At 71.8% G+C, this 26,701-nt stretch carries 23 protein-coding genes; 16 read left to right on the top strand and 7 right to left on the bottom strand.

Translation table 11 applies throughout. The features are described 5' to 3' along the window. Nucleotides 1–413: 413 nt before the first annotated feature. The 4 genes from OG948_RS28235 to OG948_RS28220 all read left to right on the top strand — a co-directional run bounded on the left by OG948_RS28235 (nucleotide 414) and on the right by OG948_RS28220 (nucleotide 4,042). Complete coding sequence (locus tag OG948_RS28235; protein ID WP_406299132.1) at nucleotides 414–1,337, top strand: spermidine synthase; 924 nt, start codon at nucleotides 414–416, stop codon at nucleotides 1,335–1,337. A gap of 217 nt (nucleotides 1,338–1,554) precedes the next feature. Further along, nucleotides 1,555–2,040, top strand: coding sequence for a nuclear transport factor 2 family protein (locus OG948_RS28230; RefSeq protein ID WP_395859543.1), 486 nt, complete (start codon nucleotides 1,555–1,557; stop codon nucleotides 2,038–2,040). After that, nucleotides 2,037–3,524, top strand: coding sequence for an MFS transporter (locus tag OG948_RS28225; RefSeq protein WP_406299131.1), 1,488 nt, complete (start codon nucleotides 2,037–2,039; stop codon nucleotides 3,522–3,524). The genes OG948_RS28230 and OG948_RS28225 overlap by 4 nt, the downstream gene beginning before the upstream one ends. Before the next feature lie 14 nt (nucleotides 3,525–3,538). Next, nucleotides 3,539–4,042 (top strand): tetratricopeptide repeat protein, encoded by a 504-nt coding sequence (locus OG948_RS28220; RefSeq protein ID WP_406299130.1) that lies wholly within the window; start codon nucleotides 3,539–3,541, stop codon nucleotides 4,040–4,042. Nucleotides 4,043–4,280: 238 nt separating this feature from the next. On the opposite strand, the gene OG948_RS28215 is transcribed toward OG948_RS28220, so the two are convergent. Genes OG948_RS28215 through OG948_RS28195 form a run of 5 tightly spaced genes read right to left on the bottom strand, consistent with a single transcriptional unit; the run spans nucleotide 4,281 to nucleotide 10,942 of the window. Further along, the gene (locus tag OG948_RS28215; RefSeq protein WP_406299129.1) at nucleotides 4,281–5,279 is read right to left on the bottom strand and encodes an LLM class F420-dependent oxidoreductase; all 999 of its coding nucleotides are present in this window, start codon (nucleotides 5,277–5,279) and stop codon (nucleotides 4,281–4,283) included. Beyond that, on the bottom strand, nucleotides 5,276–6,472 hold the full coding sequence (locus OG948_RS28210) for an acetyl-CoA C-acyltransferase (RefSeq protein WP_406299128.1): 1,197 nt from the start codon (nucleotides 6,470–6,472) through the stop codon (nucleotides 5,276–5,278). Before OG948_RS28210 ends, OG948_RS28215 begins: the two co-directional genes overlap by 4 nt. Further along, a complete protein-coding gene (locus OG948_RS28205) occupies nucleotides 6,469–7,698 on the bottom strand; it encodes an acetyl-CoA acetyltransferase (protein WP_406299127.1) in 1,230 nt (409 codons plus the stop codon). Before OG948_RS28205 ends, OG948_RS28210 begins: the two co-directional genes overlap by 4 nt. Next, entirely contained in the window at nucleotides 7,695–9,488 is a 1,794-nt protein-coding gene (locus OG948_RS28200; RefSeq protein ID WP_406299126.1) for a class I adenylate-forming enzyme family protein, read from the bottom strand. Before OG948_RS28200 ends, OG948_RS28205 begins: the two co-directional genes overlap by 4 nt. Then, a complete protein-coding gene (locus OG948_RS28195; RefSeq protein ID WP_406299125.1) occupies nucleotides 9,485–10,942 on the bottom strand; it encodes a carotenoid oxygenase family protein in 1,458 nt (485 codons plus the stop codon). The genes OG948_RS28200 and OG948_RS28195 overlap by 4 nt, the downstream gene beginning before the upstream one ends. Nucleotides 10,943–11,108: 166 nt before the next feature. Here OG948_RS28195 and OG948_RS28190 point away from each other — a divergent pair, with 166 nt between their 5' ends. The 6 genes from OG948_RS28190 to OG948_RS28165 all read left to right on the top strand — a co-directional run bounded on the left by OG948_RS28190 (nucleotide 11,109) and on the right by OG948_RS28165 (nucleotide 16,516). After that, on the top strand, nucleotides 11,109–12,023 hold the full coding sequence (locus OG948_RS28190; protein WP_406299124.1) for a winged helix-turn-helix transcriptional regulator: 915 nt from the start codon (nucleotides 11,109–11,111) through the stop codon (nucleotides 12,021–12,023). Between the two features lie 172 nt (nucleotides 12,024–12,195). Then, a complete protein-coding gene (locus tag OG948_RS28185) occupies nucleotides 12,196–12,726 on the top strand; it encodes a hypothetical protein (RefSeq protein WP_406299123.1) in 531 nt (176 codons plus the stop codon). Between the two features lie 137 nt (nucleotides 12,727–12,863). Beyond that, entirely contained in the window at nucleotides 12,864–14,084 is a 1,221-nt protein-coding gene (locus tag OG948_RS28180) for a sensor histidine kinase (RefSeq protein WP_406299122.1), read from the top strand. Further along, complete coding sequence (locus OG948_RS28175) at nucleotides 14,081–14,749, top strand: response regulator (protein WP_395859554.1); 669 nt, start codon at nucleotides 14,081–14,083, stop codon at nucleotides 14,747–14,749. The genes OG948_RS28180 and OG948_RS28175 overlap by 4 nt, the downstream gene beginning before the upstream one ends. Nucleotides 14,750–14,870: 121 nt before the next feature. Further along, nucleotides 14,871–15,773, top strand: a complete 903-nt coding sequence (locus tag OG948_RS28170) for an ABC transporter ATP-binding protein (protein WP_406299121.1) — start codon at nucleotides 14,871–14,873, stop codon at nucleotides 15,771–15,773. Beyond that, nucleotides 15,770–16,516 (top strand): ABC transporter permease subunit, encoded by a 747-nt coding sequence (locus tag OG948_RS28165; protein WP_406299120.1) that lies wholly within the window; start codon nucleotides 15,770–15,772, stop codon nucleotides 16,514–16,516. Before OG948_RS28170 ends, OG948_RS28165 begins: the two co-directional genes overlap by 4 nt. Before the next feature lie 150 nt (nucleotides 16,517–16,666). Here OG948_RS28165 and OG948_RS28160 read toward each other — a convergent pair whose 3' ends face one another. Then, nucleotides 16,667–17,428, bottom strand: coding sequence for a hypothetical protein (locus OG948_RS28160; protein WP_406299119.1), 762 nt, complete (start codon nucleotides 17,426–17,428; stop codon nucleotides 16,667–16,669). A gap of 250 nt (nucleotides 17,429–17,678) precedes the next feature. Between OG948_RS28160 and OG948_RS28155 the strand changes: the two genes are divergently transcribed. After that, complete coding sequence (locus OG948_RS28155) at nucleotides 17,679–18,203, top strand: hypothetical protein (protein ID WP_406299118.1); 525 nt, start codon at nucleotides 17,679–17,681, stop codon at nucleotides 18,201–18,203. 315 nt (nucleotides 18,204–18,518) lie between these two features. Here OG948_RS28155 and OG948_RS28150 read toward each other — a convergent pair whose 3' ends face one another. Further along, nucleotides 18,519–20,105 (bottom strand): amidohydrolase, encoded by a 1,587-nt coding sequence (locus OG948_RS28150; RefSeq protein WP_406299117.1) that lies wholly within the window; start codon nucleotides 20,103–20,105, stop codon nucleotides 18,519–18,521. Nucleotides 20,106–20,422: 317 nt separating this feature from the next. On the opposite strand from OG948_RS28150, the gene OG948_RS28145 reads away from it, so the two are divergent. From OG948_RS28145 to OG948_RS28125, 5 genes are all read left to right on the top strand, one after another. Next, complete coding sequence (locus OG948_RS28145; RefSeq protein WP_406299116.1) at nucleotides 20,423–21,445, top strand: FecCD family ABC transporter permease; 1,023 nt, start codon at nucleotides 20,423–20,425, stop codon at nucleotides 21,443–21,445. Next, entirely contained in the window at nucleotides 21,442–22,479 is a 1,038-nt protein-coding gene (locus OG948_RS28140) for a FecCD family ABC transporter permease (RefSeq protein WP_406299115.1), read from the top strand. Before OG948_RS28145 ends, OG948_RS28140 begins: the two co-directional genes overlap by 4 nt. Further along, complete coding sequence (locus tag OG948_RS28135) at nucleotides 22,476–23,273, top strand: ABC transporter ATP-binding protein (protein WP_406299114.1); 798 nt, start codon at nucleotides 22,476–22,478, stop codon at nucleotides 23,271–23,273. Before OG948_RS28140 ends, OG948_RS28135 begins: the two co-directional genes overlap by 4 nt. A 107-nt stretch (nucleotides 23,274–23,380) precedes the next feature. After that, nucleotides 23,381–24,334 (top strand): ABC transporter substrate-binding protein, encoded by a 954-nt coding sequence (locus OG948_RS28130; RefSeq protein WP_406299113.1) that lies wholly within the window; start codon nucleotides 23,381–23,383, stop codon nucleotides 24,332–24,334. 144 nt (nucleotides 24,335–24,478) lie between these two features. Further along, nucleotides 24,479–26,695 (top strand): ATP-binding protein, encoded by a 2,217-nt coding sequence (locus OG948_RS28125; RefSeq protein ID WP_406299112.1) that lies wholly within the window; start codon nucleotides 24,479–24,481, stop codon nucleotides 26,693–26,695. Nucleotides 26,696–26,701: the final 6 nt, after the last annotated feature.

Raw genomic sequence — 26,701 nt, 5'->3', positions numbered from 1 at the left:
GTGCGCTCTCACGTACTTCTCCTGCGCTGTGCTCGCGTCGTTCTCGTCTTGTGCTTGCCCTGCCCCGGGCTTCGCCTGCGAGGCGTCCCTGCGACTGGATCTGACATGCCATCAGTCAATGGGCCATGAAGCAATGGCCGGGACCTTAACGGGGTGTCCTACAGGGTGCAAGAGTCACCGAACCGGCGAAAACCGCTGGCCGGCAGCCCATGCCCGGCCCGGTACGAGGTGGGGCGCAGCACTGCACACGTGTCACCGTTCGACCCCTCGGGATCGGAATTCCCCGGCTTCGTGATGGCACTGTTATGAGGTGCTCGCGATCCGCCGCACACGGCATGCGAAGGCGCCCGGGAGGCGAGAAGGCGACACGGCGACACCCGTTCTCCATAAAGCGACAAGGAGTCAGTGAACCGATGTACACGATCGATCCGACCACCGACGCACACGAGATCGAACGCGTCCCGGCGGCGGACGGCGAACTCGTCCTGCGGCGCGTGGGCGAGCACTACGAGATCATCAGCAACGGCTGCTTTCTGATGGACACGCGCGCGGGCGCGTCGGAGCGGCTGCTGGTGCGCACGGCGCTGGACGCACTGGAGGGGTTCGACGCGCACGACGCGCGCGCGACTCCCGAGGCACCCGAGGCACCCGAGGCACCCGAGGCACCCGAGGCACCCGACGCACCCGACGCACCCGACGCACCCGACGCACCCGACGCACCCGAGACGAGCGGCGTCCCCGGAGGGCTGCGGATCCTGGTCGGCGGGCTGGGTGTCGGCTTCACCCTGCGCGAGGCGCTGACCGATCCCCGGGTCGGGCAAGTGACCGTGGTCGAACGTGAACCCGCCGTGGTGCGGTGGGGCCGGGGGCCGCTCGCCCCCTTCTCCGGGCACGCGCTGGCGGATTCGCGGGTGAGGGTGATCACATCGGATCTGGTGGCCTGGGTGCGCTCCCCTCTTACCGCGCCCGCCGACGCGGTGTCGGAGCGGGCGGACCACGAGGCGGCGGCCCGGTCGGGCGAGGGGTCGGGCGAGGGGTCGGGCGAGCGCCCCCATGTGTCGCGCGAGGGGTCGGGCGAGCGCTTCCACGCGTTGTGCCTGGACATCGACAACGGGCCGGATTGGACGGTCACCGACGGCAACGCGTCGCTGTACGACGACGCGGGACTGGCCGCGCTGCGGGCCAGGATGTTGCCGGGCGGAGTCCTGACGGTGTGGAGCGCGACCGCGAGTCCGGCCTTCGCGGACCGACTGCGGGCCCGGTTCGCACAGGTGACCGTGCATCAGGTGCCGGTGCCGCGTGGGGAACCGGACGTGGTGTTCGTGGCGCGGGGGTAGCCGGCCGGCCGCGGCGCGGGTCGGCCGCGACCGGGACTCGGGCGTTTCGTACGCACCGACCCGGGCGCCCGGTCGGGTCGACCCCGGGCGCCCGGGTCGGACCTCCCGAACGGGTGGTTCGTTGCGCGGAAGATGTAACTGACGCGACGTCAGAGAAACTTGCGTGTGTCATCCAACTGCTGTCAGCATGCGATCGACGGCTGCTGAAAGGGTGGACATGCACGACGACGAGGCGGATTCGCCCGCTCTGCACGATTCGGGGGAACTGCGCGATCGCAGCGAGATCCGGGACGTGGCGCAGACCTACGCACACGGCGCGGATCGCCGCAAGCCCGACCTCGTCGCCTCGATGTTCACCCCCGAGGGCCGCCTGGTGATCCACCGCGACCCCGGATCCACCGAGCCGCCGGCGGTACGTACCGGCCGGGCCGAGATCGCCAAGGCGCTGACGAGCCTGGACCGATACCTGGCCACCACCCACCTGATCGCCAATCAGCTCGTCGCCTTCGAGCCGGGCGGCGATCGGGCGAACGCCGAGACGTACTGCATGGCACACCACATCTACGAGTCGTGCGGAGTACGCCGCGACCGGGTGATGTCGATCCGCTACCTCGACACGTTCGCGCGCACCGACGAGGGCTGGCGCATCGAGACCCGCACGCTGCACTGCGACTGGGTCGAGGACCGGCCGCTGACGGCATGAGCACGGGCACCAAGGGGGCCGCGCGCACACCGACCAAGCGCCACGGCCCGACGATGATCCTGGTCGCCCTGTCCTTCGCCGCGACCACGATGGCGGTCATGCAGACCGTGGTCTCGCCGATCCTGCCGCAACTGCAGAACCGTCTCGGCGTCTCCAGCTCGGCCATCGCGTGGGTGCTCACCGGCAACCTGCTCGCCGCCGCGGTGGCCACCCCGCTGCTGGGCCGGCTCGGCGACCTGCGCGGTCGCAAACGTTTCCTGCTGTTCGCGCTCGCGGCGGTCGCGGTCGGCTCGGTGCTGGCCGCGTGCACCACGTCCTACGTGATGCTGATCGCCGGCCGGGTGCTCCAGGGCATGGGCGGCGGCGTGGTCCCGCTCGCGCTGAGCGTGGTGCGCGACGAATTCCCCAAGGAGCGCTCGGCCGGCAGCATCGCCACCATCGGCGCCACGATCAGCGTCGGCGCCACGTTCGGCTCGGTGATGACCGGCCTGATCGCCGACCGCTGGGACTACCACCTGCTGTTCTGGCTCTCCGCGCTGGTGGCCGCGCTGTCCATGCTGATGGTGTGGCGGGTGGTGCCGGACACCGCCGAACGGCGCCAGGGGCACGTCGACCTGATCGGCGCGCTCACCCTGTCCGCGTGGCTGGCCGCGCTGCTGGCCGCGGTGAGCATGGGCAGCCGGTCCGGATGGGGCGATCCGCTGGTGGTCGGCGGGCTGATCCTGGCCGCGGTGATGTTCGCCGCGTGGATCGCCTGGGCGCTGCACCACCCCGAACCCCTGGTCGACCTGCGGGTGTTGGCCCGCCGGCCGGTACTGCTGGCCAACCTGTCCGGAGTGTTCACCGGCATGGCGATGTACGGCTCCTCGCTGCTGTTCCCGCCGTTCATCCAAGCGCCGTCGGCGCTCGGCTACGGCTTCGGCAAGTCGGTGCTGATCGCGGGCCTGATCATGCTCCCGGGCACGATCGGCAACCTGGCGGCGGCGCCGGTGGCGGCCCGGATGACCAATCGGTACGGCCCCAAGCCCGCCCTGGTGCTCGGACCGCTGCTCAGCGGCGCGGCGTTCGCCCTGCTGCTGCCGCTGCACGGACACTGGTGGGCGTTCTCGATGGTCGGCGTGCTGTTCGGCTTCGGTCTCGGGCTCGCGTTCTCCGCGATGCCCGCGCTGATCAACGACAACGTGCCCGCGGACATGACCGGCGTGGCCAACGGGATGAACGCGGTGCTGCGCACGGTGGGCGGGGCGACCGGTACGGCCGTGCTCGGCGCGATCCTGAGCGCGACCCTGGTCGACTCGGGCACCGCGCGGGCGGCGGGCGTGGCCCAGGCACCGGAGCTGACCGGCTACCTGATCTGCTTCGGCATGCTGGGTACCGGCTGCCTGCTCGCGGCGCTGCTCGCGTGGTCGATCCCGGCCACACACCGAACCGGGCGGCCGGTTCGGGTGGTTCCCGAGCCGGACCGTGTGCGGGCCGCCCGATAGGGAACACTGCCCGGATGATCGACAACGAACGGGACACGGCCCTGGCCCAGGCGATCGCGCTGCGCGAGGCGGGCTCGGTGGAGGAGGCGCGGGCGCGGCTGGTGCCGCTGGTCGAGCGGTATCCGGGCGACGCCCAGGTCGCCTACCAGGCGGCCTGGGCACACGACGTGCTCGGCCTGGAACGCGAGGCCGTGCCGTTCTACGAATGGGCCCTGATCGGGGACGGCCTGCCGGCCGAGGACCGCCTGGGCGCGTTCCTGGGCCTGGGCAGCACGTACCGTGCGTTCGGCGCGCACGACAAGGCGGTGGCGATCCTGCAACGAGGCCTCACCGAATTCCCCGAGGACCCGGGCCTGACCACGTTCCTGGCCATGGCGCTCTACAACGCCGGCGACCCCAAAACCGCGGTCGAATCCCTCCTCCACGTCATCGCCACCACCAGCACCCACCCCCACCTGACCCCCTACCGCAAAGCCCTCACCCTCTACGCAACCGACCTGGACGCCACCCACCCCTGAACACCCCGCCCCCCAAGCCAACTCCCCCTCAGCCCGTCCCGCGCTTGAGGACAAAGCAGGACCGGGCCCACCCCAGCCACCGAGCCAACTCCCCCAGCCCGTCCGGCGCTTGAGGACAAAGCCGAACCAGACCCACCCCAGCCCGTCGGTCGAACCGACCCCCTCAGCCCGTCCGGCGCTTGAGGACCAGGCGGGACCGGGCCGATTCCAGCCCGTCCGGCGATTGAGGACAACAGCGTCAACAACCCACCAGCGCCGACAACGTCGCAGAGCCACCCGGATCCCCCGCGGTAGCCGAAGGCACAAGGACGACCTCGTCCACCCCCGCCGCCCGATACGCCGCGATCCGCGAGCACGCGTGCGCCACCGACCCCACCAACCCCACCACCGACACCGCCGCCTCCGGAATCGCCGCCAGCAATTCCCGCGGATGCGGCCCCGTCCGCGCGTACGCGACCAACTCCCCGAAGCCCGCACGCGCGAACATCTCGCCGTACCCGGGTGCGGCCAGATACCCCACCAGCCCGCGCCGCAGTTGCTCCGCCCCCTCGACCGCGCCCGCCCCCACCGCCGCGCACACCCACGCGGCGACCTTGGGCCGAGGCCGCCCGGCCTCCTTCGCGGCTCGCGACAGGGAGGCGATCAACTCCGCCGCGGTCTCCGGCGAGACCAGGTTCAACACCAGCCGATCCGCGTACCGCGCCGCCGTCCGGATCGCCGCAGGCCCGAACGCGGCCACGGTCAGCCCAGACCCGCCCGGCGCCGGCAATCGCAGCCGGTAGCCGTCGGAGCGGACCACCTCCCCGTGCCCGTCCGACCGAACCCCGTCCAGCAACTCCCTGGTCTGCCGGGCCGATTCCGCCAGGGCGACGGTCGCCCGGGCCCGCGAGCGCCCGTGCCATCCCTCCACCACGACCGTCGAGGAGGTGCCCAGCGCCACCGTCACCCGCCGTCCGGTCAGCGCCCGAACCGAGGCCGCCCCCATCGCGACCGTCGCCGGATCGCGTACCGTCACCGCCAACGGCCCCACGGTCAGCGGGATCCGCTCGGTACCCCCGGCCACCGCGGTGGCCAGCGCGAACGCGTCATAGGTGGCCATCTCGCCGATCCACAGTTCGGCGTAGCCGAGTTCGTCCGCCAGCCGCGCCGTCGTCAGCGCCTCCTCCGCCGGCCGGTCCTGCCACAACCCGAGCGAGACCGACAGCCCCGGCCCGCGGGATCGCACGTCCTCGCTCACGGCATCCTCTCCAACACCACGGCCGTCCCCAGTCCCGCCGCCCCACTCACCGCGGCCACGCCGAACCGACCGCCCGAGCGCGCGAGTTCGTTCGCACACGCGCCGGTCAGGATCGCCCCGGTGGCACCGAACGCGTGTCCCATCGCGATCGTGCCGCCGTTCACGTTGAACCGGTCGTCACCGAAGCCCAGTTCGCGCCGGATCTTCAGACACAGCGCGGCGAACGCCTCGGCGAACTCGACCACGTCCACATCCCCCGGTCCGATCCCGGCCCGGGCCAACGCCTTGCCGACGGCCCGCTGACCGGCCGTCAACATCCGGACCGGATCCACACCCGCCGACGCCGAGGACACCACCCGCGCCACCGGTGACAATCCCAGCCGCTCGGCCCAGCCGAGCGTGCCCAGCAGCAGTACGCACGCCCCGTCGGCCACCGACGGCGAGGTACCCCGAGTGTGCAGGTGCCGGACCTCGCGCAGATGCGGCAGGTGCCGAAGCGCGAGAGCATCCTGACCACTCGCGCCCAACTCGGCGAACGCCGGTTCCAGCTTCGCGAGTTCCTCGACACGGGTGCCGGGCCGCACGTGTTCGTCGTGCGCCAACCCACCCGGCAGCGCCGCCACCGCGTCGGCGAACCGGCCCTGGGCCCAGGCCCGCGCCGCGCGTTCCTGGGTATGCGCCCCGTACGCGTCCAACTCGGCCCGGTCGTACCCCTCCTCGGTCGCCACCACGTCCGCCGCGATGCCCATGTGCACACCGCCGACCCGCTCGATCACCGCCGCGTCGGTCCACAGCGGCCCCCGATCCGCGAACATCGGCACCCGGGACGAGGATTCGACCCCGCCCGCGATCACCAGGTCGGCCTGTCCGGCCCGGACCAGCGCCGCGGCCGAGGCGACCGCGTCGATCCCGGACGCGCAGAACCGGTTGATCATCTGGCCCGGAACGCTGTCCGGCCAGCCCAGCGTGAGCACGGCGGTACGCGCCGGGTTGGCGCCCTGCTCGTCCACCTGCCCCGCGCAGCCCAGCACCACGTCGTCCACCCGCGCCGGATCCACCCCGGTACGCGCCACCAGCGCCGCCGGCACGTGCTCGACCAGAGCCCGCGCGGGCAGCCCGGCCAGCCCGCCGCGCGGCGAGGCCTTCCCGCGCGGCGTGCGCACCGAGTCGAGGATGTACACATCGCCGCTCACCCGTCCGCCCCCCGGCCCACGACCGTGGTCACGATCGTCGTGAAGGAACCGCCCACATTGACCGTCAACGCCGTACGCGCGTCCTCGACCTGGATCGGCCCGGCCCGACCGGTCACCTGCCGCGCCGCGTCGAGCACCATCCGCACACCGGTCGCGCCCACCGGATGCCCCAGGCCCAACAGTCCACCGCCGGGATTGACCGGCAATCGTCCGCCCGGCCCGAACACCCCGTCGGCAACCAGACGACCCGCCTCCCCCGGACCGCACACGCCCAGGTGTTCGAGAGCCACCAGGCCGGTGATGGTGAAGCAGTCGTGCAGTTCGGCCACGTGCACCTCGGCGGCCCCCCGCAGTCCGGCCCGCCGGTAGGCGTCCGCGATCGCGCCGGCCAAGTGCGGGAACATCACCGCCTCTTCGGCACGATCCAGCTTGGCGGCCAGGGACAACGTGTCGGTGCGATGCCCGAAGCCGCGTACGCAGGCCAACTCCGCCGGGTCGAGGCCGTGTTCGGCGATCCAGGCGGGCGAGGCCAGGACCAGCGCGGCGGCGCCGTCGGTGATTCGGCCGCAGTCGGTACGCCGCAGTCGACCGGCGACCGGCGGATTGGCCGTGTCGTCCGCGGTGAAGGCCGCCGCCGGGAAGTCCCAGTCCCGGGCCTGCGCGAGCGGGTTGCGCGCGGCGTTCGCGAACGCGCCCGCGGCGAACGCGCCCAGGTGTGCGGGGTCCAGGCCGTATCGGGCGTCGTAGGCGTCGGCGATCTCGGCGAACAGCGCCGGCCACGGGAACCGCGCGTCCGACGCCTCGTGTCCGGCCCACGCGGCCGTGCCCAGATGGGCCGCGCCCTCGTCCGCGGGCACATTGCGCATCAGCTCGACGCCGACCACGAGCGCGAGGTCGTAGCGCCCGGCCCCGAGATCGGCGCCGGCCGCGAGCACCGCGCAACTCCCGGACGCGCACGCCGCCTCGTGCCGCATGCTCGGCCGCCCGGCCAGCTCGGGTACGGCGGTCGCCATCAAGCCGCCCAGATGCGCCTGCCCGGCGAACAGTTCGCCCGCCAGGTTGCCCACGTGCACGACCTCGATCGCATCCGGGTCCACCTTCGCGTCCGCCGCCGCGGCCAGGGCGACCTCACGCATCGGGTCGACCAGGCCAAGGCCCTCCTTGGCCCAGTTGCGGGCGAAGTCGCTCTGCGCGCCGCCGAGAATGTAGAGCGGGGCCAAGGTCACGAGTCGGCTCCTTCCGGGTGGTCCTCGATCGGCGCCGCGGACGGGTCGGACCCCGATGCCGAATCGGCGCCCGCCGCCGACGCCGGGCCGGTCCCGAATTCCACGAAGCGGGTGCGCAGTTCGGCCTTGCGCACCTTGCCGACCGGGTTGCGCGGCAGTTCCTCGACCAGTTCGAGCCGCTCGGGCAGCTTGTACACCGCGATGTGACGTTCCCTCAGGAACGCGCCCAGTTCGGCCAGGGTCGGTGCGCGCTCCCCCGGCGCGACCACCACGACCGCACAGGCCCGTTCGCCCATCACCGGGTCGGGCACCGCGACGATCGCGACCTCGGCGACCGCCGGATGCGCGCTCAGATGGTTCTCCACCTCGGCCGCGGAGATGTTCATCCCACCGCGCACCACGATGTCCTTGGCCCGGTCGACGTAGCGCAGCCGACACGGATCCCCCGACGCGTCGGCCGCGTACGCGAACATGTCCCCGGTACGAAACCAGCCGTCGTCGTCGAACGCTTCCCGCCGCGCCCGCGGATCGCGTGTGACGTACCCGGCGAACACCCCGGGCCCCTGGAGCCGCAACTCCCCCGGTACACCCACCTCGGTGATCTCGACCTCGGTGGCCGGATCCACCAAACGGCTGCGCAGGCCGTGCGAGGCGCGGTTGGACCAGGTGTGGTCGGGCGAGCCGAAGCGTGGGAAGTAGTGCGCGCGGTCGCGGTGGTCGGGCACGCTGCTCGGATCCGCCGCCAGGCTCGCGCCCTCGTTGGAGCCGAAGTAGTTGATCACCTCGATGCCGAACCGCTCGGCCCAGCCGACCGTCATCTCCTCGGTCAGCGGCGCCGATCCCGAACCCACCACGCGCAGCGACGCGAGCGCCCCGTCCGGCAGGGCGTCCTGGCGCAACAGCATCGCCAACAGCGCGGGCGGCACCACGGTGTAGGTGACCCGCTCGGCGGCCAGTTGGCCCAGGAACACGCCGGCGTCGAACGGGTGGTGCTGCACGAGGACGGCACCGGTGATCAACCAGGGCAGGAACATCCCGGCGATGCCCGCCATGTTGACCATCGGGAACGGATTGAGCAGCACGTCCGCGCCGGTCAGCGAGGCGGCGTCGACGCTGCCCAGCGCCATCGGCGTCCAGTCGTCGGCGCAGCGCGGAACCCCCTTGGGCACGGCCTCGGTTCCCGACGTCCAGCAGATCGTCACACAGTCGCCGGAGTCGCTCTCCAGCCCCGCCAGGTAGCGGCCGAGCGGCAGCGTCGAGACCTTCGCGCATGCCGCGTCGAGCCCGGTGACACCCTCCGGGACGTCGTCACCGAAGGCCAGTACCGCACGCGTGCCGGACAGCGGAAGTTCCGCGATCGCCCGCGCCGCGGGCCACGAGGCCGCCCGGGTGGCGGTGACGAACACCCGGACGTCGGCCGGCTTGGCCAACTCGGTCAGCTCGAACTCGCGGTACTGTACCGGGAACGGCGTCGCGATCGCGCCGAGCCGGGTGATCGCCAGGTAGACGGCCGCGAGTTCGACCGAGTTGGGCAGGAGCACGCCCACCACGGTGTCGCGCGCCACCCCGTGATCGAGCAGTACGGCGGCCAACCTATCGACGTATGAGTCGAGTTCGGCCCAGGTCAGCCGCTTGGGCGGGCCGTCCATCGACGCGACGCGGTTGGGCGGGTCGACGATCGCGGTGCGGTCCGGGTGTTCGGCCACCCGATCGCGGAACATCCGGTCCCAGGTCGGGCCGCCCCACCACGGCGCGTAGCGCGCGGCCCGCTCGGCGGTGTGCAGTCTCATCCCCGGCCTCCGAGCTGATCGGCGCGCACCCATGTGGCGTGGAAGCCGACCGGCACCCGGACCGGGAGCAGGATCCGGCACACCGGCCCGGCCGCCAGGTCGGCGGCGTCCAGGACCACCACCTCCGAGCGGTTCTCGCGTTCGTCGGTCACGAACGACACCAGGTAGCCGTCGTCCTCGCCGATGCCCCCGTCGCGCGGGGCGAACGGCGCCTCGGATCCCCAACGCCCGGCACCGAAGCGGTGGTCCTGGCGTTCGCCGGTGTGCAGGTCGTAGCGCACGATGCCGTCGAAGAGCAGGGTGTCCTCGCGCGCGATGTGCACGTTGTAGGCGAAGCGGTTGCGCCGGCCCACCACACGCGCATCGATGGAGGGGAACTCGGTGTTGTCCTCGTCGCGCGGCCCCTCGACGGTGCGTCCGGTGGTCAGGTCGAAGCGGTAGCGCCACAGTTGGGCGTCCAGGCGCAGGTAGGCGAGCATTCGGGCGAGCGGGTGGGAGATCCTCGGCTGGTGCTGCGGGTCCTTGACCCGGCACACGTCCAGCACGATCTCGCCGTCCTCCTCCCAGGAGTTGACGACGTGGTAGATGTACCCGGGCGCGGCCTCGAACCAGCGCACCCGGGAACCGTCGCCGTACCGGGGCAGGACCGCGAACCGGGACGGCAACGATCGCTCGAAGTGCAGCTTGTACCGGCCCTGTCGACGCGCCTCCTGGTCCTGGATCAGCGGCAGGTCCATCAGGATCGCGTGGTTCTCGCTGATCGCCATGTCGTGCGGCAGGCGCGGGCCGGGCAGGTCGACGTGCGTGGTGTGCGCGACCCTTCCGTCCGCGCCGACCACGCCATAGCGCAGGTAGGGCGGTTCGGGGCCGTAGTCGAACCAGAACAGTTCACCGGTGGCCTCGTCCACCTTGGGATGCGCCATGAAGTCGCCGGTGAGGGTGTTCAAGAACGTCTCGGGACCCAGCGTCGCCAGCGACAGCGGATCCAGTGCGCGCGGCGTACCGCACAGATACCAACTCGCCAGCAGCCTGCCGGCGAAGAACGTGACGTCGGTGTTCGCGGAGTCCTTCAGACCCAGGCCGTGTCCGTTGCCGAACGGATTGCCCTTGGGATCCTCCATCACGCCCGTCCACAACCCGCGTCCGGCCCGGCTCTCCGCCTCGAACGCCTCGGTGCGCACCCAGCGGTTCGCGTACCGCGCCCGGCCGTTCTCGAAGTGCACCGCGTGCACCATGCCGTCGCCGTCGAACCAGTGGTGCCGGCCGGTCGCCGGGAACCGGCGGTTCGGGCCGTTGCGCACGTACACCCCGCTGAGATCGGCCGGAATCGAGCCGATCACTTCCAGATCGTTTGCGGAGATCTCATCCACGACCGGCGCGTAGACGCCGAGCAGATAGGGATTCTCCTCACCGTCTTCGACCGGCTTGAGCACTACGCGGGCTTCGTCGTTCATGGCCACTCCGAGGTCGATGGAGACTCGCCGGCAGGGAACCAGGTATGCCGGGAGGCTAACCCGAGGTGTCGAATACTTCTAGAGTGGAAGTAACCGGATCGGGCACTTCCCACCCATGTGGAGGGCTCGCCACGACCGGGGGAACGACCGAAGGAATACTTCGCCCATGGAGACTGCCCCCGCCCCGACCCCCGCCCACACCTCACTGGGGCACGGCCTGCTGGTGATGGGCGACCTGTGGAACCTGCTGATCGTGCGGGCGGCACTGGCCGGTCCGGTGCGATACGGCGACCTCAAGTCGGCGCTGGCCATCTCCGACCCGGTCCTCACCCGGCGGCTGCGCGACCTGCTGGCCGACGGCGTACTGGCCGCGACCGGACCGCGCCAGGAGTACCGGCTGACCGACGCGGGCCGGGACCTGTGGCCGGCGTTCGTGGCGATCAACGCGTGGGACCGACGCTGGGCACCCACCTCACCGCTCCGGGTCCGGGCCCGCCCCCGACACCTGACCTGCGGACACGGCTTCGATCCGATCTTCGGCTGCGGCGCGTGCGGGGCGATCGGCGTGAGCGCGCGCGACACCGCCGCGGTCCGCGACCCCGCCGTCCCGGCCGAGGCCACCAACCCCAGGCGGCGCTACCACCGCTCGGCCGCGGCGACCGGCGAGCACTCCCCGATCGCCGCGGCCGCCGTCCTGGCCGATCGCACCTCCACCGCGATCCTGGCCGCCGCGTTCCTGGGCGTGCACCGCTTCGGCGACTTCCAACGCCTGATGCACGACACCGCCCCGCACACCCTGACCACCCGATTGGGCCTGCTCACCGACGAGGGCATCCTGACCCGGGTACCGCTCCAGGAGGGCGCCCGCCGCACCGGCTACCGGCTGACCCCCAAGGGCCACGACTTCTTCCCCACCTTCGCCTTCCTGATCGCCTGGTCCGAACAACGCTTCAGCGCCGACGGCCTGGCCGGCGTCCGGATCACCCACGTCACCTGCGGCGACCCGCTCCGCCCCCGCTGGACCTGCAACGCGTGCAACGCCGAACTGTCCGCCGAATCGGTCGACCCGGGCACCTCCTGACCGCTCGCCCCCGCTCCGCCACGCATGCGCCGCGCAGTCGACACGCCTCGCGGATGATGGGCTGAGGGAGTCCCCTTGATTGCCCGGATTTCGGTTGCCCGAGCGGAATCGATACCGCCATGGTTTACCGGTGCCGCCGGTAATCGACGCGGTACGGAAAAGGGGCATCCTCATGAGCAATCGGATCGGGTCGTTCGGCGCACGCACGCCATTCGCGGTGATCGCGGCCGTGTCGGCCACCTTCCTGCTGGTGGGAGCCTGCGACGGGAACGACAAGAAGACGGCGCACGTGGGCACTTCGAGCACGGGAACGCCCTCCGCGTCCTCGGTGTTCACGCCGCGCACGGCGCCGGCCACGTACCCCGTCTCGACGCGCGGCACGACGAACCAGTCGCCGTCCGCCACGAGCCGGAGCACGCGGACCGCCGAGACATCGGCGACGCCGGAGAGCACGAAGACCGCCTACGACAAGGGCGAGTGCCTCAGCGGCAGCATCACCACGGGCGGCAGCCAGGAGGAGCTGACCTCGGTCCGCTGCTCCGACCCCAAGGCCAACTTCAAGGTCCTGCGCGTGTTCCCGTACACGATGGCCGGCCGCCCGTGCGACAACGTGAGCGGCGCGGACTACACGTACTCCAGCTACTGGACCCGCAACGGAGTCCCGACCTACGGCAGCACGTACTGCCTCTCCGAGATCGGCTGAACCCCGGTGGACCCGGCCCGATGGACGCATCGGGCCGGGATCGGCCGCCACCCGGCCGCGATACGCCGACCAAAGTCGATGCCCGCGTCGACCCACGACCACTGCCGAACCCGCCGAACCGCTGCCTACGCTCAGATGTGATCAAGACCCGAGCCCGCCGCACCGACCCGGCACAGGGGCCGATGCCCGCCGCGGCCGTGCCCCGCCGCGCCCGGACCCACCGCGAATGGGCCGCCGACCTCGGTTACGCCCTGAGCGCCTTGGTGCTCGGCTCGATGATCCTCGTCACCGCACTCCAGGAGGACGACAAGCCGCCGAACGTATGGGTCGAGGCCGTCCTCGGCGGCATCATGTTCGCGGGCATGCTGCTGTTCCGCCGGGCCCGGCCGACCCAACTCGCCGTGGTGTGGGTGACCGTCGGCTTCCTCTCGGCCGCCGTCACCGGCTCGGCCCCGGTCGTCCTGCTCAGCCTGGCGATCCACCGGCCCTGGCGGACCAGTGTCTCGGTCGCCGGGTTCCAGGTCGCGCTGATCGCGGGCACGTTCTGGGTCGGTGCCGACTCCGCACGCAGCTACTGGACCTCCGTCCTGGCGATGTTCCTGCTGATCACCACCTCCGTGGTCACCGGCATGCTCATCCGATCCCAGCGGCAGTTGACCGCGAGCTGGCGCGAACGCGCCCGGCAGGCCGAGGAGGGCCAGCGGCTACGCGTGGAGGAGGCCCGCCATCTCGAACGCGAGCGACTCGCCCGGGAGATGCACGACGTGCTCGCGCACCGGATCTCGCTGCTGGCGATCCACGCCGGCGCCCTGGAATACCGGGCCGGCGCGTCACCGGAGGAGGCCCGCGCCGCCGAGGTCATCCGCCAGTGCGCGTTCGAGGCCCTGGAGGACCTGCGCGAGGTCATCGGCGTACTGCGCGCCCATCCCGACGAGACCGACGGCGACGGCGACGAACCCGAGCGCCCGCAGCCGGTGCTCGGCGACCTGCCCGCGCTGATCGAGGAGTCCCGGCAGGCGGGCGCGACCGTGCACCTCGACCTGGCCGAACTGCCGTCGGTGTCGGGGCGCACCGGGCGGCACGCCTACCGGATCGTCCAGGAGGGCCTGACCAACGCCCGCAAGCACGCCCCCGGCGCACACGTACGCGTGCTGGTCGCGCCCGCTCCCGAGGACGGCCTCGCGATCGAGGTGGTCAACCGGCTGCCGGGCGGTCACGCCGGCAGCGGCATCCCCGGCGCGGGGGCCGGGCTGATCGGCCTGCGTGAACGGGTGGCGCTGATCGGCGGCCGACTCGAGCACGGTCGCACCGGTGACGGTGACTTCCGGCTCCGAGTCTGGCTACCGTTGGCCAAGTGACTACTGCCGACGGCTGCGTACGGGTCCTGGTCGTCGACGACGACGCTCTCGTCCGCGCCGGACTCTCGATGATGCTCTCCGGGCTGCCCGACGTGCGCGTGGTGGCGGAGGTGTCCGACGGCGCCGACGTCCTGGTCGCGGTCGACGAGCACCGACCGGACGTGGTGCTGATGGACATCCGGATGCCCCGGGTGGACGGACTGGCCGCCACCGCGACGCTCCGGGCCAGGCCCGAGGCGCCGGAGGTGATCGTGATGACCACCTTCGACACCGACGACCACATCCTCAAGGCGATGCGCGCGGGCGCGAGCGGCTTCCTGCTCAAACACACCCCGCCGCCGGACATCATCGACGCCATCCGCCGGGTCGCGGGCGGCGAACCGATGCTCTCCCCCGACGTGATGCGCCGGATGATGTCCTACGTCGCGGCAGCCGGCGTCGATCCGCGCCGAACCCGGGCCCGGGCCGCCCTCGACCGACTCAGCGAGGGTGAACGCGCGGTGGCCGCACTCGTCGGCAAGGGCCGCACCAACGCCGAGATCGGCAGGGAGCTGTCCATCAGCATCGCGACCGTCAAGGCGTACGTCTCCCGGCTCCTGACCAAACTCGACCTCAACAACCGAGTGCAGATCGCCCTGCTGGTCCACGACGCGTGCGATTCCTGAGCCACCCGCGACTGTCGATCGTCGGTCCCCAGTCCTTGGTCGCGGCGGATATGGACCAAGGCCGCGGATCCTGGCCCCTCGGCCGCTGCGCACGACCACCCGGCGCGGCCACGCTGGAGCCATGATCACAGTCGAGCACCTGACCAAGCGCTACGGGGAGCACGTCGCCGTCGACGACGTCTCGTTCCGCTGCGAGCCAGGCACCGTCACCGGGTTCCTCGGGCCCAACGGCGCGGGCAAGTCCACCACGATGCGGATGATCTGCGGCCTCACCCCACCCACCCGCGGCAGCTCCGCCATCCAGGGCGTGCCCTACCGGCAACTGGGCAATCCCGGGCGCCACGTCGGCGTGCTGCTCGACGCGGCCGCCCAGCACGCGGGCCGCAGTGGGCGCGAGACGTTGGCGCTGTGTGCCCGCGTGCTCGACGTGGAGCGGGCCCGGGTCGAGGAACTCCTCACCCTGGTCGGCCTGTCCGGCCCGGCGGCCAAGCGTCGCGTCGGCGGCTACTCGTTCGGGATGCGCCAACGGCTGGGCGTCGCGCAGGCGCTGCTCGGCAACCCCGCCGTGCTCATCCTGGACGAGCCCACCAGCGGCCTCGACCCCGAAGGGGTCTACCAAATGCGCACGCTCCTGCGCGACTTCGCCGACCGGGGCGGCACCGCGCTGTTGTCGTCGCACCAACTGCGCGAGATCGAGGCGGTGGCCGACCGGATCGTGATGATCGCCAAGGGCCGAGTCGTGGCCGACGGCGTGAAGGGTGACCTGCTCACCACATCCGGCGGCACTCGCGTCGTCGGCCTCGACCCGGTCGCCCTGCGCACCGCCCTGGTCGCGGCAGCGCTGCCGCATCGCCCGGCCGACCCGGCCGGCGCCTACCTGGTGGATGCCCCGGCCGAGGCGGTCGGACGAGCCGCCGCGCACGCGGGGGTGGTCCTGGTGGACCTGCGGCCCGCCGAACACGAAGGACTCGAAGAGATGTTCCTGAGCCTGATCGGCTCCGTGCCCCAGGAGATCGGGTCATGACCGTCGCCGCCCCCACGCTCGGCCGACTGACCGAGGTCGAACTGCGCAAGATGACCGACACTCGCGCGGGCAGATGGCTGCTGGGCGTGGTCGGGCTCGCCGCCGTGGCCCTGGTGATCGTGAACCTGACCGCCGCACCGCGCGAGGACCGCACCGTGCAGGACTTCCTCAGCTCCTCCCAGGCGGGCGTCGCCGTGCTCTTCCCGGTGATCGGCATCCTCGCGGTGACCGGCGAATGGTCCCAGCGCACCGCGCTGACCACCTTCGCCCTCGTACCGGACCGCCGCCGGGTGCTGGCCGCGAAGGTCGCGGCGGGAGGAGTGTTGTGCGTGATCGGGCTCGCGGTGGGCCTGGTGTGCGCGCTGCTCGGGCGCCTGGTCGCCACGATCACCGATCGCGGCGCGGGCACCTGGTCCATACCGCCCTCGGTGATCGCGTCGACATTGCTCGCGGCGGTCCTCGCCATCACCATCGGCCTGGCATTCGGCACGGTGTTGTTGAACGCGCCGCTCGCCATCGTGGCCTATTTCATGATCCCGAGCCTGTTGGGCATCCTCTCCGGCCTCGTCTCCGCCATGGAATCCACCAACCGCTGGATCAACCCGGGTTCGGTCCTGGAACCGCTCTACACCGCCGGCATCACCGGTACCGAGTGGGCCAGACTCGGCACCGCGATGGGCATCTGGTTGGTGCTTCCGCTGCTGATCGGCACGATTCGGGTCATCCGCACGGAGGTGCACTGACCCCCGCACCACCTGTTCCAGGTCGGCGTGCCCGGGCCGTGTCCCAGTACCCGCCGGGCATGCTGATCCGATGCGATTGCGCGGTGTGGTCGGCGTGTTGTCTCGAAGGCCCGTTATCAGCAATCCACTACTCCGGCATTCGCCAAACCGCTATCCGGCATTCGGGAACAGCGTGACGAAAGCGTCCGATGCCGCCGTCATCCCCTGCCCGAAGGGGGCGTCCAGGTCCCAGATCAGGAACAACAGGAAGGCGATCAACGCGCTGAACAACCCGGCCACGATCAACTCCGGCGCGGATCTGCGGATCTGCAGCGTGAAGATCATGCCCACGGTGACCATGGCCCCGATGATCAGGCCGAACCACACCAGTCCCGGCATCGACGAGCCGGCCTGTCCGCCCCGTGCCTGCCGCGCGTCGTCCGCGATCGCGACCTGGTCCAGGATCGGTTGGTACATCTGCGTTTCCTGGTCGCCCTGCGGCACGTAGTCGGTGGCGCCGTGCCGGATCGTTTCGAACAACTTCGAGCCCCGGTCGGACAGTTCGCCGTGGTCGGCCATATAGGACCATTCCTTCTGGACCACGTACTTCACGTAGGCGTCGACGTCCGCCCGCAGGCGATCGCGCACCGGCTCCGGATAGACCCGAACCCGCTCACTGACCTCGTGCAACGCCTGTGCCTCGCGCCGGACCTCGTCCTCGGCCGCGCCCCGCCCCTCCCACACGCCGGCGATCGCGAGACCGAGCACGATCGCGTAGACGACGCCGATCATCATCGTCATGTATTCGAGCACGTCCGGGGTGGCCGACGGGTCGTCGTCGTCCGGCAACCGGCGCTGCTTGAGCACGACGACCGCCAGGACGACCGTGCACACCGCGACCATCGCGAGTGCCAGTACAACCCAATGCGTCATGGGTGACCTCCGGATCGAGGAGTCCGATGGAGCCGGGTGGAGTTGAGCGAGGGACGCGGGTGGAAGGCCCCGAGGAGCCCACCGCCGCCCGGCGGGAAGCCAGAGCAGCGGTCCGTACGACGAACTCGGGAACGTCCGTCGCACCAAGCGGAATCGGGTATGGCCGGCGCGGCCCGGCCGTACCGGGCGAAACGAGTCGGCTCAGCCGGATCCGCCGCTCGACCCGCGCGCGCCCGCTCGCCCTCGGGGCTTGAGCGCGGCACCGGCCAGGATCGCCGGCGCGGTGATCAGCAGCGTCGTCGTGACGATCGACGTCCCACGCGCCGGCGGCGACGCCACAGGAGGCCGGAGCACCGGCCGCCGGACCGCGATCGGTTGCAGCGGCGGCGGCGTCACCACCGGAGGAGTGGTCGGCGGCGAGGTGGGCGGTGGGCTGGGGGGCTTCGAGACCGGTGGGGTCGGCCGCGGCGGAGTCGGCTTGGGCACGACGACCGCCACCGGCGTGGATCGCACCTCGGGCGGCGGAGTGGTCCGCACCGGCGTGGGCTTCGGCGGCGGCGTGGACGCGGGCGGCGGCGTGGGCTTGGGTTTCGTGGGTGTCGGCGACGGTTTGGGCGTCGGCCGACACGAGCCGTCCCGCACCAGCCGGAAGTCGACGGTGAGCCCGATCCCATGGGTCGGCGGCCCGGTCGCCGCGGTCACATCGACTTTGACCACCGCTCCGGGCGAACGGCCGATCGAGACACACACATCCACGTTCGTGCCCGGCGCGTGACCACTCCCGGCACCCGACCCCGCCCACGCCACACCGGCCGGAGCAGCCAACAAGGCCCCCGCCCCGACCACGCACCCCCACCGGCGCGCCCGACCCCATGCGCTCATGGGATCGATCTTCCGGCACAACCGTCAGCTTTAGCCCGAATAACCTTCAGATTCACTCGTAAGGGTCATAGGGCCAGCAAATGTGGCCATCCTAGCCCGATTTGCCCCATAACCGGCCGGTACGCTCGAAGATTGCTCTCGCGCGGCAGGCCCGCACGCCGAGCGAGGCGCTTGCCCCGCGGCGCCCTGCCTCGCCCCGCTCATCGACTCAGTGCGTGCGCGTCCCCGCCAACCACGTCCCCAGCACCGCGATCCGCCGCAGCGTCATCGGGTCGACCACGCGCGGATCCGCGCTCAGCCACACCAGATCGGCCGCACCACCCACCTCCAACACCCGCCGGTCGTCCGCGAATGCCTGATGGGCGACCCCACCCGTGTAGGCGTCCAACGCCTGATCCACCGTCAACCGCTCGCGCGGCGTCCAGCCCCGGCTCGGCGTGCCCTCGAACGTCCGTCGGGTGACCGCGACTTGTATGCCCTCCAGCGGCTGATGCGAACTCACCGGCCAATCGCTGCCGAACGACACCGGCGCGCCCGAGTCGACCAGGCCGCGCATCGGGTACTGCCGGTCGCCCCGCTCCGGGCCCACCCGGGGAATCGACAACTCGGTCTGCAACGGGTCGAGTTGAGCCCACAGCGGCTCGAAGTTGGCGATCACCCCGAGCCGTGCGAAACGATCCAGGTCGGCCGGGTCGACGATTTGCACGTGCGCGATCACCGGCCGCCGATCCCATCTCGGGTTGGCCGACGCGGCGGCCTCGATCGCGTCCAGCGCGGTCCGTACCCCCGCGTCGCCGATCGCGTGGATGTGCACCTGGAACCCGTCCGCGTCGAACGCGGTGACCGCCTCGGCCAGCGCGGCCGGCGGCCATACCGGCATCCCGCAGCTGTGCGGCGCGTCGCAATAGGGTTCGAGCATCGCGGCCGTACCACCCTCGATCACGCCGTCCGCGAAGAACTTCACCGTCCGCGCGGACAACAACGGCCCGCCCTCGGCCGCCACCGACGCCCGCGCGGCGACGAACTCGGCACGCTGCTCCCGCCACCGGTCCGGGTCGGCGCGGAAGGCCAGATTGGCCCGGAAGGCCAACGCCCCGCGCCGCGCCGCCTCGACGTACGCCGGCACCATCTCCGGCTCCACCCAGGCATCCTGAACCCAGGTCAGCCCCGCGCTCGCGTACGCCGCGCCGGCCACCCGCAACGCGTCGACCAGTTCGTCCAGCGGTCGTCCCGGCACCCGGTCCAACACCAGATCGCACGCGTGCCATTCGCGCAGCGTGCCCAGCGCCGAGCCGTCCGGGCGACGGACGATCCAGCCGAGCCGAGGGTCGGGGGTGGCGGCGGTGACCCCGGCCCGGCGCAGCGCCTCGGTGTTGCACCACACGGTGTGATAGTCGTACGCCCGCAACACCACGGGTCGGTCGGCCACCGCCGCGTCCAGCCAGCGGGCGTCGAACTCGCCGTCCGGGACCAGGGTCGGGTCGTAGCTCGCACCGACGATCCACTCCTCGTCCGGGTGTTCGGCCGCCCAGCGCCCGACCTCGGCGGCGATCGCCTCGACGCTGCTCAGGCCCTTGACCTGCGGCCCGAAGTGTTCGAGACCGCCGAATAGGGGGTGGGCGTGTCCGTCACCGAAGGCCGGCAGCAGCAGGCCCGCACCCAGTTCGACGACCTCGTCGGCGTCGAGCGCGAGCGCGGCCGCCCCGAGCGCGACGACCCGGCCGTCGCGTACGGCGAGCGCGTCGGAGTCGCCCGCGCCGGTGCGCACGGCGCCCCGGAACAGGGTGGTGGTCATGGTGCTCACTCCGTAGATCAAGGTGATTCGGTTCCGCTCGGGTGTCTCGGCCGATACGGATCCCACCACTGCACGGGCCGGATCCGCTCGACCGTCTCGGTCGAGGAGTCGAGGAGTCGAAGGTCCAAGTATCGAAGGTCGAAGGGTCGCAGAACGGGGCCGCCGGCGAGGCGATCGGTGCCGAGGCGGCGTGCACGGTCGGCCCGGACCCGTTCGTGCGCGAGCCGCGGGCACGGCCGGCGAAATCGTCCGGCGACCCTGCGTGAACTCGGGCCCCCGGCCCACTCGGACATATCAGGTAAGCCTAGCCTTCTCCAGTGAATGTCCTCCCGACGCGGGGTCGTGCGACCAAGCGCCGAGCCCTCTACCTGGTCTCGGTCCTGTTCGTGCTGGCCGCCGCCTGTCTGCTCAGCCTCACCGTGGGCAGTCGAGCCATCGCACCGAGCGTCGTCCTGGACGCGCTCGTGCACGGCGGCGACTCCACGGACGCGATCGTGGTCAACTCGATGCGCGTGCCGCGTACCGTGGTCGCGCTCCTGGTCGGCGCGTCGCTCGGCATCGCCGGCGCCTGCATGCAGGGGCTGACCCGCAACCCGATCGCCGAGCCCGGCATCCTGGGCATCAGCACCGGCGCGGCCACCGGCGTGGTGACCGCGATCGCGGTGTTCGGCGTGACCAGCCTGACCGGATACGTGTGGTTCGGCTTCGCCGGCGCGCTGTGCACGGGGGTGCTGGTGTACGCGGTCGCGGCGCGTGGGCGCGGCGGCGCCACCCCGGTCAAGCTCGCGCTGTCCGGGCAGGCCCTGGCGGCCACCCTCGGCGCGGTGATCACCCTGGTGCTGACCACCGACCAGGGCACGCTGGACCAGTACCGGTTCTGGCTGGTCGGCTCGCTGTCCGGGCGCACCGACGACGTGGCCTGGCGGATGTTGCCGTTCGTCGCCGCGGGCATGCTCTTGATGGCCTCCGTCGCCCGCGGCCTGGACGCGCTCGCGCTGGGTGACGACGTGGCCAAGGGGCTGGGCCACAAGGTGAATCGCATCCGGATCGTCGGTGGCCTGGGCGCGACCGTGCTGACCGGCGTCGCGGTGGCCGCGACCGGCCCGATCTCCTTCGTCGGGTTGGCCGTCCCGCACGCCGCGCGGGCCCTGGTGGGCACCGACCACCGCTGGGTGCTGACCATGTCGGCGCTGCTCGCGCCGATCCTGCTGTTGGTCGCCGACGTGCTGGGCCGGATCATCTTCCCGCCCGCCGAGGTCGAGGTGGGGGCGATGACCGCGCTGATCGGCGTACCGATCCTGGTCGCGCTGGTGCGCCGCAAGACGGTGGTGTCCGGATGAGCTACCGCCCGTACGGCCATGTCCTGGTCCGTCGCCCGCGCTTCTCGTTCCTGCTGCACCGCCGCTCCACGGTGGTCGCGAGCGTGCTGGCCGTGCTGCTCGCGGCCGCGTTCCTGCTCAGCCTGTGCGTGGGCGTGCGGTTCATCCTGCCCGGCGACGTGCTCAAGGTGGTGTTCGGCGTCGACGACAGCATCGTCGTCGAGACGCTGCGGCTGCCGCGCACGACGGCCGGGCTGTTGGTCGGACTGTCCTTCGGCATCGCCGGCGCGCTGATCCAGACCGTGGCGCGCAACCCGCTGGCCAGTCCCGACGTCATCGGCGTCTCGCACGGAGCGGCGGCGGCCGTGGTGTTCGGCCTGGTCTTCGGTTTCGGCGGGCCCACCGCGACCCCGCTCACCGCGGTCGCGGGCGGCACCGTCGCCGCCTTCCTGGTCTACCTGCTGGCCTGGCGCCGGGGCCTGAACGCGCAGCGCTTCGTGCTGATCGGCGTCGGCATCTCGGTGGCGCTGTACTCGGTCACCAACCTGCTGCTCACCAAGGCCGACATCACCTTGGCCCAGCAGGCCAAGGTGTGGATGTCGGGCAGCCTGAACGGGCGTGGCTGGTCCCAGGCCGAGCCGCTGTTGTGGGTACTGGTCGCGCTCACGCCGGCGATCGTGTGGGCGGCGCGGGCGTCCCGCTCGGCCGGCTTCGACGACGACACCGCGATCGCCCTGGGCGTGCGGCTCGGCCGGATCCGACTCGGCCTGGTCGTGGTCGGCGTGTTGCTCGCGTCGGTGGCCACGGGGGCCGCCGGTCCGGTGGACTTCGTCGCCCTGGTGGCGCCCCAACTGGCCCGCCGGCTGACCCGAACCCCGCAGGTGCCGCTGGTGTGTTCGGCACTGCTCGGCGCGCTGATCGTGGTCCTCGCGGACATCGGCGCGCGGATGCTGATCCCCGACGCCGAGTTGCCGGTGGGGGTGCTCACCGCCGCCGTCGGCGGCCCGTACCTGTTGTGGATGTTGACCCGTTCCCGTGCCGGAGGCGCCTCATGACCACCCACCAGCTCGGCGCACGCGATCTGACGCTCGGTTACGAGGACCGGATCGTGGTGCGCGACCTCGATCTGGACGTGCCGGCCGGAAAGGTCACCGTCGTGGTCGGCCCGAACGCGTGCGGCAAGTCGACCCTGTTGCGCTCACTGGGCCGGCTGCTCAAGCCGGTCTCGGGCAGCGTGCTGCTCGACGGCGCGGCGCTGCGCGACCTGCCCACCCGCGAGATCGCCCGGCGAATCGGCGTGTTGCCGCAAAGCCCGGTACCGCCCGAGGGCATCACCGTCGCCGACCTGATCGCGCGCGGCCGGCAGCCGTACCAGCGCTGGTGGCAGCAGTGGTCCGACGAGGACGAGGACGTGGTGGCGGACGCGATGCGACGCACCGACGTGCTCGAACTCGCCGACCGCTACGTGGACGAGCTCTCCGGCGGCCAGCGGCAACGAGTGTGGATCGCGATGGCGCTCGCCCAGGGCACCGGCATCCTGCTCCTGGACGAGCCGACCACCTTCCTGGACATCGCGCACCAGGTCGAAGTACTCGACCTGGTGCGCGAGTTGAATGTCACCCGGGAACGCACCGTGGTCGCGGTGCTCCACGACCTCAACCAGGCGTGCCGCTACGCGGACCACCTGATCGCGATGCGCGACGGCTCGATCGTCGCGCAGGGCACGCCCGCCGGGATCGTCACGGCCGACCTGGTGCGCGACGTCTTCGGACTCGACTGCGTGGTCATCCCGTGCCCGGTCACGGGCGCGCCGATGGTGGTTCCGGGACAGCCGCGCAAGGCGGGGTAGGCACACAGGGCGGGTGGCAACCACGGTGTCGTCGCGCATCCGTGGTCCCCCTTCGACCCGTCTCGTTCCCGTCGGCCCCGTTCCCGTCACCGTCGCAAGGAGCTCCCATGCCTTCCGTGTCCCTGCTCCGCGTCACGGCCGCCCTCGGTGTGGCCCTGGCCCTCGGCCTGACCGGGTGCTCCTCCGAGGGGGCCGATGGGGACAAGGGCACCAAGGCGTCCGCGGACACCCGCGAGGTGCGTACCGCGAAGGGCCCGGTCAAGGTTCCGGTCGCGCCCAAGCGTGTGGTCACCCTCGACCTGGGCGAGTTGGACACCGCGCTGACCCTGGGCGTCGAGCCGGTGGGGTCGGTCGTCGGCAGCCCCGGCGCCGGATTCCCCAAGTACCACGGCGACAAGACGGCCGGGATCAAGGAGGTCGGCGCGATCGGCGCGCCCAACCTGGAGGCGATCGAGGCGCTCCACCCGGACCTGATCCTGGGCAACCTGGTGCGCGACACCGATCGATACGACGCGCTGAGCAGGATCGCCCCGGTGGTCTTCTCCGAGCAGGCCGGCACCCGGTGGCGGCAGAACTTCCTGCTGGACGCCGACGCGCTGAACAAGAAGGCCGAAGGTGATCGGGTGGTGGCCGAGTTCACCGCGCGGGCGAAGGCGCTGGGCGCCGCCCAGAGCGATCCGGCCGCGGTGAAGGTCAGCGTGTTGCGCTTCGTCGCGGGCCAGAACCGCCTGTATGGCAAGGCCGGCTTCGTCGGCAGCATCCTGTCCGAGGTCGGCCTCGGCCGCCCCGCCGTGCAGAACGTCGACACCCTCATGGTCGAGGTCGGCGCGGAGCAGATCGAGAAGGCCGACGGCGACGTGATCTTCGTGGCCACGTACGGTCCCAAGGACAAGACCGACCACGACAAGGTCTTCGGCGGCCCGCTGTGGAAGACCCTGAAGGCGGTCCGGGCCGACCGGGCCCACGAGGTCGACGACGAGTACTGGATGGTCGGCACCGGCTACTCCGCCGCCGGCCACGTGCTCACCGACCTGGAACGGTACCTGCCGAAGCGGGTCTGAGCGGCGGAATCCGCAATCCCCGGCCACCGGACCCCGGCGTCGACCCGTCTCCGCCACCCGAGGCGGGCACCGATTCCCGATACCCGGCGCCGGGCGATATGGCCGGAAAGGTTTCGCGGGCCGTCCACGCGACAAACATCCAGAATGCCCTTCCCGCCCACCGGGCCGGGTTCGGCCACGCGCGAGAGCAGCTTCGACCGCGACGAACGGGGGCGGCACGTGTCGGGGGTCGACCACGAGCGCGCCGACGGGCCCGCCGCGAGCCGCAACGAACTCGGCGGCACCGTACACGGCCCCAGCGTGCAGGCGGGGACCGTGCACGGCGGCATCCACTTCTCGGTGCGGCAGCCGGACAACACAGTCGTGCCGTGGCAGCTGCCACCGGGCCCGCCGATGGTCAACCGGCGTCGCGAGTTGGACGCGCTGAGCCGACTGCGCCACGACAACGGCACGATCGCGCTGCTCAGCGGGTTACCCGGGGTGGGCAAGACGACGCTCGCCCTGGCCTGGCTGCGCGAGTTGGGCGAGGCGTTCCCCGACGGCCGGTTGTACGCCGATCTGCGCGGGCACGGCGGCGACCGGCCGGCCCTGTCGAGTGAGATCGTCGGAGGCTTCCTGCGCGCGTTCGGTGTGCCGGCCGATCAGGTGCCACACGCCCCCGCCGAACAGCTGGGCCTGTACCGGTCGTTGACCGCGCGGCGCCGGTTGGCCGTGCTGCTCGACGACGCGGCCACCGCCGCCCAGGTCAGACCGCTGCTGCCGGCCGGTCCCAACGTCACGGTGGTGACCAGCCGCAGCAGACTCTCCGGGCTGCTGGTCGACGGCGGCGTGCCGATCCACCTCGAGCCGCTGGATCGGCAGGCCGCGGTGGAACTGCTCGCGGCCACCATGAACGACCGGCGAGTCGACGAGGAACCGGTCCAGGCGGGCGAGTTGGTCGACCTGTGCGCACGCCTCCCGCTGGCGGTGCAGGTGGCCGCGGCACGGCTGGCGGCGCGACCCACCCGGCCGATCACCACGATGGTGCGCGCGATGGCCGACGAACGCGGCCGCCTGAACGCGCTCGCGCTGGACGGCGACCACACCGTGCGAGCCGCGCTGGACGTCTCCTACCGCGACCTGCCCGAGCTCTCGGCCCTGCTGTATCGCGGTCTCGGCGTGCATCCGGGGCCCGACTTCGGGCCGATCGTCGCGGCAGCCGTGCTCGGCGCCCGCGCGGTCCCGGACCCCGAGGAGGCGGCGCGATCCGTTCTCGAGTCCCTCCTCGATCGGAACCTGATCACCGAGGCGACGGATGGTCGCTACCGATTCCACGATCTGATCCGACTCCACGCGGTGGCCGAATTGTCCGATCGCCCGAGCCCGGAACAAGACGACGCGGTGCGCGCGATGCTCGACCACTACCTGGCCACGGCGACCCGAGCCGAGGAGATCCTCGAACCCCAACATCGCTCATTGGCCCGCGACTACGCCGACGACGGCGTCCCGTACGTGGAGTTCGCCGACGAGAAGGAAGCGCTGGCCTGGCTGGAGGCGCACCGGGTCACCCTCGTGGCCGCGATTCGCACCGCCGACGACGCCGGACTCCACTCCGTGGCGTGGCAGTTGACCGACGCGCTGTGGCCGCTGTTCCTGCGCGGCAAATATCTGGCGGACGCGCGTTCCGCCCACGTGATCGGGTTGCGCGCGGCACGCGCCTGCGCCGATTCGGCGGCGGAGTCGCGGATGTTGACCTCGGGCGGGCTGTGTGAGTCGAGCGCGGGCGGCCATGCCGAGGCGCTGCGGATGTTCACCGACGCGATCCGGGTGTGTGTGGATTCCGGAGACGCGATCGGCGCCGCTCGCGCTCGCAACTACACCGGTCTGGCGCTGCTTCGCCTGGGTCGACTGGACGAGGCGGCCGAGGCGTTTCGCGAGGCCGAGATCCGGTGTCGGGCGTTGGGCGACGATCGTCCGGCCGCGCTGGCCCGCTTCAATCGGGCGGACGTCGCACTGCGTTCGGGCCGGCTGGACCGGGCACTCGAACACGCCGAGGCGGCCCGGTCCGAACTGGCCCGGTTGGGCGACGCGTACAACGCCGCCCGTGCCCGGGCCCTGATCGGCCGCGCGTTGTCGGGCTCGGCCCGGCCCGATCAGGCCGAGCGGCACCTGGTCGCGGCCCTGGACGTGCTGAGAGACCACAGCGCGCGGGTGGAGGTCGCGCACGTGCTCACCGCGCTCGGCGAAACGGCCGCGCTCCAGGGCCGTCCCGAGCGAGCGCGGGAGTTGTACACCGAGGCGCTGGACCTGTACGACGCCGTTCGGGCCCCGGCGGCCGAGGACGTTCGCGCGCGGCTGCGCGACCTCGGGCCGCCGGGGTGATCCGCG

Source organism: Embleya sp. NBC_00888, assembly GCF_045207655.1.
Taxonomy (GTDB): domain Bacteria; phylum Actinomycetota; class Actinomycetes; order Streptomycetales; family Streptomycetaceae; genus Embleya.
Note: the sequence above shows the minus strand (reverse complement) of the source record. Positions and strands in the feature narration are given on the sequence as shown.